Source organism: Janthinobacterium sp. GW823-FHT03B06, from assembly GCF_058796955.1.
Genome location: NZ_JBXAJE010000003.1, coordinates 311,460 through 326,472 on the forward strand (window position 1 = coordinate 311,460; position 15,013 = coordinate 326,472).

Below are 15,013 nucleotides of genomic sequence, written 5' to 3' on the forward strand. Positions count from 1 at the left end.
ATATGCTGCGCGCATGCCTACCGTACTGATTATTGACGACAATGCCGCCGTGGCCATCGCGCTCGACGTGCTGTTTTCCCTGCACGAGATCGACGCCGTGCGCGCCGCCTCGCCCGAGGAAGGCTTGCGCCTGCTCGAGCGCCACGCCATCGACCTGGTGGTGCAGGACATGAACTTCACGGCCGACACCACGTCGGGCGAGGAAGGCAGCGCGCTGTTCCACGCCATCCGCGCGCGCTACCCCGACCTGCCCGTGATCCTGCTGACGGCATGGACCCAGCTCGACGCGGCCGTCGACCTGATCAAGTCCGGCGCGGCCGACTACCTGGCCAAGCCCTGGGATGACCGGCGCCTGATCGCCAGCGTGCAGAACCTGCTGGAACTGGGACAGGCCAACCGCGCGCTGCGCCAGCGCGTGCTGACCGAGCAGCGCCAGCGCCACGCTCTGGAACACGACTTCGACTTGCGCGGCATGGTATGGCAAGACCCGGCCACTGAAAGAGTCGTGCACCTGGCGTGCCAGGTGGCGCGCGCCGACGTGCCCGTGCTCATTTCGGGGCCGAACGGCAGCGGCAAGGAACGCATCGCCGCCATCGTGCAAGCCAATTCCCAGGTCGCCGGCGGCCCCTTCGTCGTGCTCAATTGCGGCGCCGTTCCCGTGGAGCTGATCGAGGCGGAACTGTTCGGCGCCGAGGCCGGCGCCTATACCGGCATCACACGGGCGCGCGACGGCAAGTTCGACGCGGCCGACGGCGGCACCTTGTTCCTCGACGAGATCGGCAACCTGCCGCTGGCCGGACAAATGAAACTGCTGCGCGTGCTCGAAACGGGGCGCTTCGAACGCCTCGGCTCGAACCGCGAGCGGCAAGTGAAAGTGCGTGTCATCAGCGCCAGCAATGCCGACCTGCCCGCGATGATCAAGGCCGGCACGTTTCGCGAAGACCTGTTCTACCGCCTGAACGTGATCGAACTGCGGCTGCCGCCGCTGGCCCAGCGTCCGCTGGACATCCTCGTGCTGGCGCGGCATTTCCTGGGCAGCGAAAAAACGCTGGACGCGCAGGCGCAGGCTAGCTTGCTGGCCCACGGCTGGCCGGGCAATGTGCGCGAACTGAAAAACGTCATGCAGCGCGCCAGCCTGCTGACGGCCGGCCCGGTGATCGGCGCGCTGGAAACGGGCTTGCCGCTGGCCGGTGCGGCATCGCCGCGCGCGCCGCAGGATGCCGCCGCGGTGGAACCGGACCGCGACAGCGTCACCGCGGCGCTCGCGCGCGCGCACGGCGTGGTGGCGCAGGCGGCGCAGGAACTGGGACTGTCGCGCCAGGCCCTGTACCGGCGCATGGAGCGCCTGGGCATCGCGCGCGGCTGATGGCAGACCGCCCCATGCGTCTTTCCCTGCTCACGCGCTGGACGGCGCTGATCGTCACCTTGCTGGTACTGGGCATCGTCATCGCCCTGCTGCTCGCGCATTTTTTGCCAGGCCAGCCGCTGCTGGTGCTGGCCGGGACCCTGCTGTGCGTGCTGCCGGTCGCCGTCATTACCATCCGCGCGCAGCTGCAGGCGATGCTGTCGCTGTTTCGCGCCTTGAGCGGCACGGTCGCCAGCTACCAGGACGGCGACTTCGGCTTCAGCCTGCGCTGGCCGCAGAACGATGAACTGGCCGACCTGGTGGCGGCCCACAATGCGCTGGGCGACGTGCTGCGCAAGCAGCGCCTGGACCTGGTGCAGCGCGAACTGCTGCTCGACACCATGGTGCAAAACACGCCGGTGGCCATGCTGCTGGTGGCCGAGGATAGCGCCATCGTCTACGCCAACCTGGCCGCGCGCCAGCTGCTGCACCACGGACGCCGGCTCGAAGGGCATCATCTGGCTGACATCGTGCGGCAGGCGGCGCCGGCCCTGGCCGAAGCGCTGGCGCGCCGCAACGACGGCTTGTTTACCAGCGGCGAAGGGGAACAGGAAGAGGTGTACCACCTGGCGCGGCGCAGTTTCAGCCTGAACGGGCGCAAGCACGAACTGCTGCTGCTGCGCCAGCTGACGCTGGAGCTGCGGCGCCAGGAAGTGCAAACCTGGAAAAAGGTCATCCGCGTCATCAGCCATGAGCTCAACAACTCGCTGGCGCCGCTGGCCTCGCTGGCCCATTCCGGCGCCGAGCTGGTGCGCCGCGGCCAGACGGAACGCCTGCCGCAAATCCTCGCCACCATCGAAGAGCGCACGCGCCACCTGGAAACCTTCATCCTCGGCTATGCGCGTTTTGCCAAGCTGCCCGCGCCGCGCCTGGCGCCATGCGAATGGCAACCCTTTCTCGACAGCCTGGCCTCGCAAGCGGCCTTCACGCTGGACGGTCCGCCTCCCGCGCAGGCTGCCGTGTTCGATGCGGCGCAAATGCAGCAGGCGCTGCTGAACCTGCTCAAGAATGCGCTGGAGTCCGGCTCCAAGCTCCAGCATATCGGCCTGCACGTCAGCCAGGCGCAAGGGCAGCTGCGCATCGAAGTGAGCGACCGCGGGCCGGGCATGAGCGGCGCCGTGCTGGAAAACGCGCTGGTGCCGTTTTATTCCACCAAGCGCAGCGGCACGGGACTGGGCCTGGCCCTGGCGCGCGAAATCGCCGAAGCCCATGGCGGGCGCATCACCCTGGCCAACCGCGAGGACGGCGGCCTGGCGGTGACCTTGATTCTTCCCTTACTCGACAGAAATTAGTTCCTTGTGTAACGATCTTTAAATCACATCACCCGCAATTATTTTTCAGTGCAATATTGATAATTATCATGTCAAATATTGCAACCACACGGGCGCCATGCCCGTGTGTTAGAAATAAGCTATTTGAGTTTGCATAATGATATCAAAATAACTAATTGACAATGACTAGTCTCGGCGATAATTTATCAACGCGGTACGGTTTTTTTGAAACATTAATCGTTTTTTCGCGGGGATCAATATGAAATTAAAATCACTCATCGCAGCGGCAGTCCTGAGCGCTGCTTCCATTGGCAGCGCCAGCGCCACCGCCTACACAGTCAACCTCGTCAATACCACGGGCAATCTGTGGACCAGCGGCTTCAGCGCCGTTCCCAGCCCGCTCGGCGACTTCACCGATACGTTCACGTTCACGCCCAACGCGACCTTCGGTTCAACCGCGCAAGCCTTCCTGGCCAACCTGTCCGTCACGGGTTCGGACAGCTCTTCCATCAGCTTCACCAGCGCCAACCTGAATGGCATCGGCCTGACGGGGTTTGGCAGCCCCACCCCCTTTGGCTATGCCCAGGGCGAAGTCCTGGCGCCTACAAGCCTCCTGTTCAACGGCCCGCTGGTCCTCACCGTCATCGGCAATACCAAGGGCGGCAGCTATGGCGGCGTCTTCAACCTGAACCTGGCGCCCGTTCCCGAACCGGAAACCTATGGCATGCTGCTGGCCGGCCTGGGCATACTCGGCTTCCTGGCGCGACGCCGCAAGCAATCTTGAGCGCTCTAACCAAAAGACGCCACGGCGTCTTTTTCTTTGGCGGCTGCTAAACTGGCGCCATGACGACCGACTTTATCTCCACCAGCAACACCGCTTTCAGCCACCCGGGCCACCCGCCCGCCACCACCACCGAACACCGCGGCATCCGCTACCTGCACCTGGGCACCAAGTGGGTGCAGGGCGCCATGCGCCTGGACAAACCGGACGCCATCGAGCTCGAGTACGTGCAGATGATGATGATGTGGATGCTGTTCAAGACGCAGCCCAAACGCATCGTGCAGCTGGGTCTGGGCAGCGCCGCGCTGACCAAGTTCAGCTACCGCCGCTTTCCCGACGCCACGGTCACGGCCATCGAACTCAATCCGAACGTGATCGCCATCTGCGGCGCCCAGTTCGCGCTGCCGCCGAACGATGCTCGCCTCGACGTGCGCGAAATGAATGCGCTCGACTTCGTGCTCGACCCGGCCAACCACGGCACGGTCGACGCGTTGCAAGTGGACCTGTACGACGAAGACGCTCGCGGCCCCGTGCTCGACACGCCCGAGTTCTACCAGGCCTGCTTTGACTGCCTGACGGACGACGGCATCATGTGCACGAATGTCTTCGGCGACTTCCCCAACTACGACAAGAACTTGCAGGCGATGGAACTGGTCTTCGACGCCGTCGTCTGGGTGCCGGAAATGGAAGATGAAAACATCGTCGTGTTGGCCTTCAAAAAATCGCCATCGCTCGACTTCAGCGAGCTATATGAACGCGCCGCCACCATCAAGAAACAGTTCAACCTGCCCGCCAAGAACTGGGTCAACGGCTTGAAGCAGTGGATGCAGGATCAGCAGTAAGGCGGTAGCGCCGCATCACGCCGGCAGCAGCGCGCCCAAGCGGCGCGCCAGGCCATCCATGTTCTCGGCCGGCACCTGCGCATAACCGAGCAGGAAACCGTTCCAGCCTGGTCCCTCGCCGGTGCCATGCGCGGACAGCGCCAGCGCCACGATGCTGTCCTGCGCGGCGCGGCGGCTCAGCGCCAGGTCATCCCATGCGCTATCGTGAAAACGCAGCGCCAGGTGCATGCCGGCCGTGCCGCCATGGATGGCTGCGCCCGCACACGCATGGCGCTGCAAGGCCTCGCTCAAGGCGTCGCGGCGCTGGCGGTACAGCCTGCGCATGCGGCGCACGTGGCGCGCAAACAGGCCGCTGCGCAGGAATTCGGCCAGCGCCAGCTGTTCGGCCACGCGGCCGCGCGCGGCGCCCTGCGCCTGCATCTGCGCGAAAGCGCCGGCCAGCGCTGCCGGCACGACGATAAAGGCGATGCGCAAGGCGGGAAACATGGTCTTGCTGAAGGTGCCCAGATACACGACGGGCGCGTCGGTCACCAGTCCCTGCATGGCCGCCAGGGGCGGTCCGCCATGGCGAAACTCGCTGTCGTAATCGTCTTCGATGATCAGCGCTCCGGCCGCGCGCGCGCGTTCGAGCAGCGCCATGCGGCGCGCGGGACTGAGCACGCTGCCCGTCGGATACTGGTGCGATGGCGTCGTGTAGATCAGGCGCGGCGGCGTATCGCGCCAGTCCGCATCCGTCGGCGCGATGCCATCGATGTCGACGGCGATGCCCCTCACCTGCAAGCCGGCGCCACGGCCCGCCGCCAGCGCGCCGCCATAGCCGGGATGCTCGATCCACAAGTTATCGCCCTGGTCGGCAAAGGCGCGCAGGCAGACATCGAGGCTGCTCTGCGTGCCATCCGTGATGAACACCTGGCCCGCAGCGCAGACGACGCCGCGCGCGGCGCGCAAATGGTCGGCGATGGCCATGCGCAGCTGCGGCTCGCCGGCGGGGTCGCCATAATTGAGTTGGCGCGGCGTCAGCGCGCGCCACGCGCGGTCCAGCATGCGCCGCCACTGCGCCAGCGGAAATTCGTCGAGCGCCGGTACCCCAGGCGCGAACGCGCCCATGGCGTCGGCGGGAAACACCAGCGCCGCGCTGGCATCCTGTCCTGACACGCCGCGCAAATGCCGGGCGCGGCGCGACAAGCCATCCTGGCCGCCGCTCACTGGCGACGTCACCGGCATGCCGGTGCCGCCGGCGACGACGGTACCGCGCCGGTCCGGCAAGACAAACCCTTCGCTGGCCAGCTGCTCGTAGGCATACAGCACGGTATTGCGCGCCACGCCCAGTTCGGCCGCCAGCACGCGCGTGGCGGCCAGGCGCGTGCCCGGCGCCAGCTGGCCGCTGCGGATGGCGGCGCGCAGGCATTCATGCAGCAGGCGCTGGCGCGGCCAGCCCTGCTCGCGGTGCGTGCGCTCGAACGCGCCCAGCAGCAAAGCGAAATCCATGCGCCCCTTTCATCGTGGCTCTATATTATTTATCGGCTCTGGATCTTTTTTCAGGGCCAGATGCCGATTATAGTGCGGCCTGCTTCTTCAACCAACCGGATTCCCGCCATGACCGCTACCGCCCTGCCTCCCAGCCCCCGTACCCGCGTGCGCCGCGTCGCCGAACTTGCCAGCTACGAGCAAGCCGCCCTGTACGCCATCGTCGATGCCGCCTACCTGTGCCATATCGCCTTCCAAGACGACAAGGGCAGCCATTGCATCCCGACCGCCTGCTGGCGCATCGAGGGTCACCTGTACATCCATGGCTCGAACGGCAGCCGCATGCTCAAGCGCCTGCAAGAGAGCGACGTCTGCGTGACCATCACCCATCTCGACGGCCTGGTGCTGGCGCGCTCCGCCTTCAACCACACGATGAACTACCGTTCGGCGATGGTGTACGGGCAGTTTGAAAAAGTAAGCGATATCGGCCGGCAGCATGCGGCGATGGATGCGCTGATGGAAAAGCTGGTGCCGGGACGCCTGGCGCACGTGCGCGGCGGCAGCGCCAAGGAATACGCGGCCACCACCGTGCTGCGCATCGCGCTCGACGAATATGCCGTCAAGCAGCGCCAGGGCGGCCCGCTCGACGACGCGGACGACATGGCGCATGCCGTCTGGACAGGCGAACTGCCGTTTATGCACGGCCGTGGCGCGGCCATTGCCGATGCGCTCAACACCAGCGACATGCCCGCGTATGCCGCCGCATGGGGTACGGAATCCGCTTGACCGGCCAGCGTGCTTGACCGATGATCGGCGTTGATGGCGATCGCCACCAATTCACCAACCGATCCAATCACGCATGGAGCATATGATGATGAAGCGAGTATCCCTGGCCGCGGCCCTGACGGTCATGCTGGCCTGTGGCGGCAGCGGCGCGGCGCTGGCCGCCGACACGGGCGACGCGGCCCTGAAGGCGGCCATCGCCGGCAGTGCGCGCACGCCGGCCAATGCGCTGCGCGACAGCGCCCGCCACCCGTATGAAACGCTGACGTTCTTCGGCATCAAGCCGACCATGACGGTGGTGGAACTGGCGCCCGGCGGCGGCTGGTACACGGAGATCCTGGCGCCCTACCTGCGCGACAATGGCAAGCTGATCGCCGCCGGCAACGACCCGCAATCGGCCAGCGAAGGCGCCCGCCGCGGCGCGGCGCGCTTCCAGCAAAAACTCGACGCCAATCCGGCCGCCTTCGGCAAGGTGGAAATCGGCGCCTTCGCACCGCCCACCACCTACCGCATCGCGCCCAAGGGCACGGCCGACATGGTGCTCACCTTCCGCAATATCCACAACTGGATACCGATCGGCGAAGCGGGCATGCAGACCCTGTTCAAGGAAGTGTATGACAGCCTGAAACCGGGCGGCGTCTTCGGCGTCGTCGAGCATCGCCTGCCCGCGAACAAGGCGCAGGACGCCACGGCCAGCAGCGGCTACATGCACGAAGCGTATGTGATCAAGCTGGCCGAGAGCGCGGGCTTCAAGCTGGCGGCCAAGTCGGACATCAACGCCAATCCGAAAGACACGGCGGACCACCAGGGCGGCGTCTGGGCGCTGCCGCCCACCTACGCCAACAAGGATGCGGACCGGGCCAGGTACACGGCCATCGGCGAGAGCGACCGCATGACCTTGAAGTTCGTCAAGCCATAGTCAATCCAACGGCGGCGTGCCAATCCGGCGCGCCGCCCGAGCGCGGATTTACCTGCCGCCTACAGGTGGATGCCGTACACGCCGCACAGGCGCTTGACCAGGGTGCAGGAGCCGGCATCGCCGTCCACCACGCACGCGGTGTAGGCTTCCTCGCAGGTTTCGCGCGACGGCAGGGCATACGCCGAAGAACTGACGGCGCCGGCAAAACCGACGGCGGCGCAAAAGACAAATACGGCTTTTTTCACATTGATCATTTTTATCCCATTCCCAAGAGTTGAGTCGTTATAAAAAACATGGCACAAGCGCCAGCCGCCCGCACGCATCGGTCTCCAAGCATAGGGCGCATGGAAATAGTAGCACCTTGAAAAGTTGGTAAATACGCAAACCACAAATCAAGATAACGTTTATTTTTCGCCCCATTTCATGGAATAAAAACCGGCCCGCCGCCCTTGCGCCGCGCATTTGCATGGCAACGGGCGAAAAAAAACCGCGGCACAGGCTGCGGTTTTGGTATCGACCCTTTATTTCTTCGCTTCCTTCGGCTTCACCGGCACCAGGCTCAGGTCCTGGAAGTCGTAGCTGAAATCCGTCTCGGCCGACACGGGCGCCATCTTCACCCGGTCGATGCTGCCGTCGGGATTGAGCGAAAACGTCACGTAGGCGTCGGCGTTGAAATTGCGCTCTTTCCAGCGCACGATGAAGGTGTCGTGCTGCCAGTGTTCCAGCTCGCCAGTCAGGTCCGGCGTGCGCGTAAAACTGAGGATATGTTTTTTCCCTTCCGGCTTGATCACGACCTTGCCGTACCAGGCGTCTTCATACTCGCCGTCATACGCCGCCAGCGGCAGCGATGGCTGCGATTTCGCCGCGCGCGCGCTCGACGCCTTGCCCTGCTTTTTCACTTCTTCCGCATGCTGGTCCTGCTCCACCTTGGCCACCAGCGCCAGCCAGTCCGACGGCGCCGCCTGCAGGTAATGGTCGAGGATGCGCCATTGCAGCGCCGTCATCGAACCGCCATTTTCCGCATTGGTGAGGATGGCCACGCCCAATTTCGCTTCCGGCACCATCACCACGCGCGAATAGAATCCCTGCAGCGCGCCGCCGTGCATGGCGACCTTCATGCCCTTGTAGTCGCGCAGCTGGAAGCCCAGGCCATACGCGCTGAAGTTCGGTTTCGTCGCGGCCAATGCCGGTTTCGGCTCGGGGATCTTGATCGGCGTTTGCGCCGTCCACATTTCGCGGCCCTGCTTTTCACTGAACAGGCGCGCTTCCTTGCCGTCCTTGCCCTGCACGCCGGCGATCTTGCCGCCGTCGAGCAGCACCATCATCCACTTGGCGATATCTTCCGCATTCGTGTTGATGCCGACGGCGCCCACGGCGTTCGGCACGGGCATCGACTTGACGGCGGCGATCTTGCCGTCGATCTTGCTGTGCGCACTGGCGACATCGGGATTGCCCGCATTCTCGGCCAGGCTGGTGGTGGTGCCCGTCATGCCCAGCGGCGCCAGGATGCGCTCATGCATGGCCTCGCCCCAGCTTTTTCCCGCCTTGTCGGCGATGATCTTGCCGGCCACGATGTACAGCAGGTTATCGTAGGCATAGCTGTTGCGAAAACTCGTGGCCGGACGGATGTAGCGCAGCTTCTCGATGATCTCGTCGGTGCTGAACGTGGTGGTGGGCCACCACAGCAAGTCGCCGGCACCCAGCCCCAGGCCGCTGCGGTGCGTCAGCAAATCGCGGATGGTCATGGCGCCCGTGACGTAGGAATCGTGCATCTGGAAGCCGGGCAGATGCTTGGTGACGGGATCGTCCCAGGCCAGCTTGCCCTCGTCGACCAGCATGGCCAGCGCGGCTGCCGTAAAACCCTTCGAGTTCGATGCCACCTCGAACACGGTCTGCGCATCGACGGCGGCCGGTTCGCCCAGCTTGCGCACGCCAAAACCCCTGGCGGTGACGACTTTGCCATCCTTGACGATGGCGATCGCCATGCCGGGCACGTCGAACACTTTCAGGGCGGTGGCGACGTCGCGCTCAAGATCAAAGGCCGGCGCGGGCGCGGGCGCAGCGGCAACGACGGGGGCGGCGTCAAATGCCAGCGCCGGCACGGCGATGCCGGAAAACGCCAGCACGATGGCGGCGGCGAGGCGGTTCATGGTATGCATGGTCAGGTTATCCAAAGAAGATTCAATGCGCTTGCGCGGCCATCAATTTATCGACGCTTTCCTGCGTCACCGGGTGGTAGCGTTCGCGCGCCTGCGCATACACGTCCTTGGCCCAGGCATGGCCTTGCGGCGTCTTCATCAAGGCGCTGTACAGGGGCACGACGAACTTCTGGCGGCCCACGCTCAGCAGGAATGCCTGCAAGGGCTGGCGCACGTCGTAGCCGGCGTTCACGGAGGCCAGGTAGAAGCGGTAGGCCACTTCATTGTTGCCGCTCTTGCCCACGCCGTAGACCTGGTCCAGCTCTCGCAATTGCGCCGCGCTGGCCTTGTTGTTGTTGTCGTTCAGGAAGTGCATCGATTCGATGGCGATCCACTTGTCCATGCCCAGATCCCTGGTGGACAGCTCACCCTTGAGCCAGGCGTCGCGGTGCTGGTCGAGCAGCGCCAGGCGCGGCGAGACGACGCGCTGCGCGCTGGCCGGCACGCCCGTGCCATACAGCCATTCCTCGAGTTCCGCTTGCGGCATCACGTCCGGATGCTGTGCCAGCAGGTTCTTGCGCAAGTAGGCGATGAACTGCTCCGTCGTCACGCTCTGGAACGCATGCTGGTCGAACCAGCCGCGCAGGAAGGGGTCGAACACGGCGCGGCCGGCGCGGCGCTCCATGGTGGCCAGGAACCAGGCGCCTTTCGGGTAGATGATGCCGTCGTCCGTGTACGTTTCCGCCGGGTTGGCATCGGCGTCGCGCGTGATCAGCGCCGTTTTCGCCGCCGGCAACTCCTTGATCGACGCGGCCAGTTCTTCCTGGTCGACCTGCACGCCCATCTGCGCCACGTCGCTGCCATACAGCTGCTCGACGATGCGCGTCGTGACGTAGGTGGTGAAGCCTTCGTTGAGCCACATGTGCTTCCACGAGGCGTTGGTGACCAGGTTGCCCGACCACGAGTGGGCCAGTTCATGCGCGATCAGGTCGACCAGGCTGCGGTCGCCCGCAATCATGGTCGGCGTGAGGAAGGTCAGGCGCGGGTTTTCCATGCCGCCGTAGGGAAACGACGGCGGCAGCACGATCATGTCGTAGCGCCCCCAGCCATACGGGCCGTACAGCGCCTCGGCTGCCTGGATCATCTTTTCCGTATCGGCCAGCTCGTACTCGGCCGCCTTGATGCGCGGCGGTTCCGCATACACGGCGGAACGGGGACCGAGTTTACGCACTTCCAGTTCGCCGATGGCGATGGCCAGCAGGTACGAGGGAATCGGCTGCGGCATCCTGAATTTCCAGCCGCCCTTGCCGGTCGCCTTTTCGTCGTTCTCGGCGCTCATCACGACGCGCATGCCGCTTGGTGCCTCGATGCGCGCGCTATACGTAAAGCGCACGGCCGGCGTATCCTGCGACGGCACCCACGAGCGGGCGTTGATGCTTTGCGACTGGCTGAACATGAACGGCAGCTTGCCCGACATCGTCTGCTGCGGCGTGAGCCACTGCAGCGCGATGGCGTTCGGCGCCGTGTGATAGTAGACGCGCACCTTGCCCGGCTGGCCCCTGGTCGTGATGCGCAGCGCCTGGCCCTTTTCCGGGTCGGCCTTGTCCAGCTGGTACGGCGCCATCTGCCAGGCGCCGCGCTTGTCCTGTACCTGCACCTTGGCGATCGACAGATCGCGCGTATCGAGCACCAGGGTGCGCGCCGCCGGATCGATCCAGTTCAAGGACAGCTCGGCATAGCCGGAGAGCGTCTTTTGCTTGAAGTCGGCTTTCAGGTCCAGCTGCAGGTCGCGCGTGCGCACCTGGTCGTAGCGCGCATAGCTGAGGGGATCGGCGTGCGCAGCCAGCGTTAGCTGGCAAAATAGCGCACAGCCCAGCGCGCGCAGGAAGGTCAAAGTTTGCATGGTCGTCTTTTGAATGATTTGCGAAAGCCCCGGTCCGTGTGCGCCGGGGCGTCGCGCAGAATAGCACTTCCGGCGCGGGCCGGCAGAAAAAAGCGCCGGACCGGCCGGCGCTGTTTTCCTATTTTGCTTCTGCCCTGGCTTGCGGCTTGGCCTCGGGCGCCTTTAGCGGTGTATTCAAATCCTTCATCAGGTTATGCTTGTCGCGGTCCTGCTTGAACAGCTCCAGGCGCGACGGCGTGATTTTTCGCGGCCAGCTATTGTTGCTCGTGTCGATGTCGGCCGTCTCCCAGTACGGGTCCTGCACCAGGCCCACCATCGGCTCGTCCGTGATGATCACCTTGCTGATCTTGTGCGGCGCGTAGCGCCACACTTCGGCCGGTACCCGCTCGATGATTTTCTTGCCGCTTTTCAGTTCGATTTCCAGGATCAGCGGCATCACCAGGCCGCCGAGATTCGAAAAGTCGACCAGGTACAGATGCTTGCCCATGTTGCGCTGTTCCAGCAGCTTTTTCTCCCACGGCTCCAGCGTTTCCTGCTCTTCCGCATAGCTGTTGCGGTCCTTGTTGGTGACCGTGAATTCATCGTGCCGGTTATAGAAATCCTTCAACGCGGGATCGGCATCCACCTTCTTCGGCAGCGCCTTGTTGCGCTGGTCCGAGATCGAGATGGGCTGCGCGTCCTTCTGCGCCTTCTTCCACGCTTTCTCGACTTCCGGATTCTTCGAGCTCACGCCGTATTCGCTGATGCCGTCGATGCTGATGTCGACCGCATCGGTGGTATAGAACCAGCCGCGCCAGAACCAGTCCAGGTCCGTGCCGGAAGCGTCTTCCATGGTGCGGAAAAAGTCGGCCGGCGTCGGGCGCTTGAACTTCCAGCGCAAGGCGTACTGCTTGAAGGCGAAGTCGAACAGCTCGCGCCCGAGGATGGTTTCGCGCAGGATGTTGAGCGCCGTGGCCGGCTTGTCGTAGGCGTTCGCCGTGAACTGCAGCAAGGACTCGGAATTGGTCATGATGGGCACCTGGTTCTGGCTGCGCATGTAGTCGACGATCTTGCGCGGCTCGCCATTCCAGGAGGGGAAATGCTCTTCCCACGCCTGCTCGGCCAGGTACTGCAGGAAGGAGTTGAGGCCCTCGTCCATCCACGTCCACTGGCGCTCGTCCGAATTGACGATCATGGGGAAATAATTGTGCCCCACTTCATGGATGATCACGCCGATCAGGTCATATTTGGCCGTCTTCGAATACGTGAGTTCCCCCGTCTTCTTGTCCTTCACGGGGCGCCCGCCATTGAACGCAATCATCGGATACTCCATGCCGCCCACGGCGCCATTGACGGAAATCGCGTTCGGATACGGATAGTCGAAACTGTATTTGTTGTACTGCTCGATCGCATGCACGACGGCGCGCGTGCTGTACTGCTGCCACAGCGGATTGCCCTCGTTCGGATAGTAGGACATGGCCATCACGCGCTTGCCGCCGCTGTCGAGCCCCTGCGCATCCCAGATGAACTTGCGGCTCGAGGCCCACGCCACGTCGCGCACGTTGGCCGCCTTGAAGTGCCAGGTTTTCATGCCCGCCGGCTTGCCCTTTTCCGCCGCCAGCGCCTCGGCGGGCGTGATCACCAGCAGCGGCGTAGCGCTGTTTTTCGCCCGCGCCAGGCGCTCGCGCTGCGCCGCGCTCAATACGGCGCCAGGGTTTTGCAGCTCGCCCGTGGCGGCCACCACATGGTCGGCCGGCACGGTCAGGTACAGCTCGTAGTCGCCAAACTCGAGCGTGAATTCCCCGGAGCCGAGAAATTGCTTGTGCTGCCAGCCGACGGCGTCGTAATACGCGGCCATGCGGGGAAACCACTGCGCGATCTGGAAAATCGTGTTCTTGTCGTCTTCAAAATACTCGTAGCCGGAGCGCTCGACGAGCACCTTCTGGTCATTGATCCGGTACGACCAGTCGATGTTGAACGTGACGCTCTGGCCGGGCGCCAGCGCCACCGGCAGATCGATGCGCAGCATGGTCTGGTTGACCACATACGGCAGCGGCTTGCCGCTGGCCGCTTTCACGGCGGTCAGCTTGAAGCCGCCGTCAAATTCGCGCCCCGCATGGATGGCGCGCAAGTCCTCGAATTTCAGCGCTTCGTCTTCGTTACCGCTCAGCCAGGCCTGGCGCGACGGCGCGCTCAATACGCGGCGCTGGTCGGCATCCTGGCGCAAGCCATTCTGGTCCAGCTGCAGCCACAGATACGCGAGGCTGTCGGGCGAACGGTTGTGATAGGTGATCTGTTCGCTGGCCGTGATGGCGCGGCGCACTTCATCAAGCGTGGCGCGGATCACGTAATCGGCGCGCTGCTGCCAGTAGGCGTGGCCCGGCGCGCCGGACGCCGTGCGGTAGCTGTTCGGCGTGGGCAGCAGTTCTTCCAGCTGGCGGAACTTGTCGTCGAAGGGCGCGGCGGCGCACAGGCCGGTCAAGGGAGCAAACAAGGTCAAACACAGGGCAAGCAAGCGGACAAGAACCGGCATGGCGCATTCCATCTGGGAGTCGTGGACAGAACTGCATTCTAAGTCGAGTCTGTTTGCAATCGATCATTGTTGTGGAAGTTCCACACGCAGCACGGCGCCCGGGGCCGGCGGCACTGGCGCAGAAACAGGCATAGGCGTATGATGCGCCTCGAACATTGGGGAGTAGTCGTCCCGCGGTCCTGCCGCGGGAACCTGTATCAACATGATTGGCCCGCAGGCCATGGTGCAGGTGGTTGCAAAACTTGACGAGACCATTGATCCAGGGCGGCCGCATGGGCCGGAGTCGCCCGTGGATCATTGGTTAATTCGTCCGGCCCGCGTACCTCTTGCAATCTCATGGAAGCATTCCTCATCTCCACCGGCATCGTCGGTCTCGCTGAAATCGGCGACAAAACCCAACTGCTGGCCTTTCTGCTGGCCGCCAAATTCCGCAAGCCTTTGCCCATCGTGCTGGCCATTTTCGTCGCCACCGTCGCCAACCACGCGTTCGCCGCCGCCGTCGGCGCCTGGATCACCAGCATGCTGGGCCCGGACGTGCTGCGCTGGGTGCTGGGCGTCTCCTTTTTGGCCATGGCCGCCTGGACCCTGATCCCCGACAAGCTCGATGAAGACGAGACCAAGCTGGCCAAATACGGCGTCTTCCTGACCACCCTGATCGCCTTCTTCATGGCGGAAATGGGAGACAAGACGCAGGTGGCGACGGTGGCGCTGGCGGCGCGCTACCACGATATCGTTTCCGTCGTGCTGGGCACCACCTTCGGCATGATGCTGGCCAACGTGCCGGCCGTCTACCTGGGCGACAGGATCGCCAACCGCGTCCCGCTGCGCCTCGTGCATGGTATCGCGGCCCTGGTCTTTGCCGTGCTGGGCGTGGCCACCCTGCTGGGCGCGGGCGCCGCCCTGGGATTTTGAGACAACCCTGTATAATTTCCCATTTACAATATTCATGCTCATAATTACAATATCGGCGGCATGAATACCGGCGCGCCGAT

General features: G+C 64.1%; 12 protein-coding genes and 1 riboswitch. Of the genes, 7 read left to right on the forward strand and 5 right to left on the reverse strand.

Features of this window, described 5'->3' with window-relative positions; genetic code table 11:
* The first annotated feature begins 13 nt into the window (after positions 1-13).
* The 4 genes from AC1RBA_RS12490 to AC1RBA_RS12505 all read left to right on the forward strand — a co-directional run bounded on the left by AC1RBA_RS12490 (position 14) and on the right by AC1RBA_RS12505 (position 4,299).
* On the forward strand, positions 14-1,366 hold the full coding sequence (locus AC1RBA_RS12490; RefSeq protein WP_492418441.1) for a sigma-54-dependent transcriptional regulator: 1,353 nt from the start codon (positions 14-16) through the stop codon (positions 1,364-1,366).
* 14 nt (positions 1,367-1,380) lie between these two features.
* A complete protein-coding gene (locus AC1RBA_RS12495) occupies positions 1,381-2,697 on the forward strand; it encodes a sensor histidine kinase (protein ID WP_492418443.1) in 1,317 nt (438 codons plus the stop codon).
* A gap of 238 nt (positions 2,698-2,935) precedes the next feature.
* Positions 2,936-3,460, forward strand: a complete 525-nt coding sequence (locus tag AC1RBA_RS12500) for an FxDxF family PEP-CTERM protein (protein ID WP_070291741.1) — start codon at positions 2,936-2,938, stop codon at positions 3,458-3,460.
* 59 nt (positions 3,461-3,519) lie between these two features.
* Positions 3,520-4,299 (forward strand): spermine/spermidine synthase domain-containing protein, encoded by a 780-nt coding sequence (locus tag AC1RBA_RS12505; RefSeq protein WP_070223429.1) that lies wholly within the window; start codon positions 3,520-3,522, stop codon positions 4,297-4,299.
* Between the two features lie 15 nt (positions 4,300-4,314).
* Here AC1RBA_RS12505 and pdxR read toward each other — a convergent pair whose 3' ends face one another.
* Positions 4,315-5,787, reverse strand: coding sequence for a MocR-like pyridoxine biosynthesis transcription factor PdxR (gene pdxR, locus AC1RBA_RS12510; protein ID WP_492418445.1), 1,473 nt, complete (start codon positions 5,785-5,787; stop codon positions 4,315-4,317).
* 108 nt (positions 5,788-5,895) lie between these two features.
* Between pdxR and AC1RBA_RS12515 the strand changes: the two genes are divergently transcribed.
* Positions 5,896-6,552, forward strand: coding sequence for a pyridoxamine 5'-phosphate oxidase family protein (locus tag AC1RBA_RS12515; RefSeq protein WP_492418447.1), 657 nt, complete (start codon positions 5,896-5,898; stop codon positions 6,550-6,552).
* Between the two features lie 88 nt (positions 6,553-6,640).
* Positions 6,641-7,468, forward strand: a complete 828-nt coding sequence (locus tag AC1RBA_RS12520; protein WP_492418449.1) for a class I SAM-dependent methyltransferase — start codon at positions 6,641-6,643, stop codon at positions 7,466-7,468.
* A gap of 59 nt (positions 7,469-7,527) precedes the next feature.
* On the opposite strand, the gene AC1RBA_RS12525 is transcribed toward AC1RBA_RS12520, so the two are convergent.
* The 4 genes from AC1RBA_RS12525 to AC1RBA_RS12540 all read right to left on the reverse strand — a co-directional run bounded on the left by AC1RBA_RS12525 (position 7,528) and on the right by AC1RBA_RS12540 (position 14,021).
* The gene (locus tag AC1RBA_RS12525) at positions 7,528-7,722 is read right to left on the reverse strand and encodes a hypothetical protein (RefSeq protein WP_099409316.1); all 195 of its coding nucleotides are present in this window, start codon (positions 7,720-7,722) and stop codon (positions 7,528-7,530) included.
* A gap of 267 nt (positions 7,723-7,989) precedes the next feature.
* Positions 7,990-9,627 carry a serine hydrolase gene (locus AC1RBA_RS12530; protein WP_492418451.1) on the reverse strand — a complete coding sequence of 546 codons (1,638 nt, stop codon included), beginning with the start codon at positions 9,625-9,627 and terminating at the stop codon, positions 7,990-7,992.
* Positions 9,628-9,649: 22 nt separating this feature from the next.
* The gene (locus AC1RBA_RS12535; RefSeq protein WP_492418452.1) at positions 9,650-11,509 is read right to left on the reverse strand and encodes a M1 family metallopeptidase; all 1,860 of its coding nucleotides are present in this window, start codon (positions 11,507-11,509) and stop codon (positions 9,650-9,652) included.
* 118 nt (positions 11,510-11,627) lie between these two features.
* On the reverse strand, positions 11,628-14,021 hold the full coding sequence (locus tag AC1RBA_RS12540; protein ID WP_492418454.1) for a M1 family metallopeptidase: 2,394 nt from the start codon (positions 14,019-14,021) through the stop codon (positions 11,628-11,630).
* Positions 14,022-14,166: 145 nt separating this feature from the next.
* A riboswitch (yybP-ykoY riboswitch) is annotated at positions 14,167-14,336 on the forward strand.
* 21 nt (positions 14,337-14,357) lie between these two features.
* Here AC1RBA_RS12540 and AC1RBA_RS12545 point away from each other — a divergent pair.
* A complete protein-coding gene (locus AC1RBA_RS12545; protein WP_070223416.1) occupies positions 14,358-14,933 on the forward strand; it encodes a TMEM165/GDT1 family protein in 576 nt (191 codons plus the stop codon).
* Positions 14,934-15,013 lie beyond the last annotated feature (80 nt).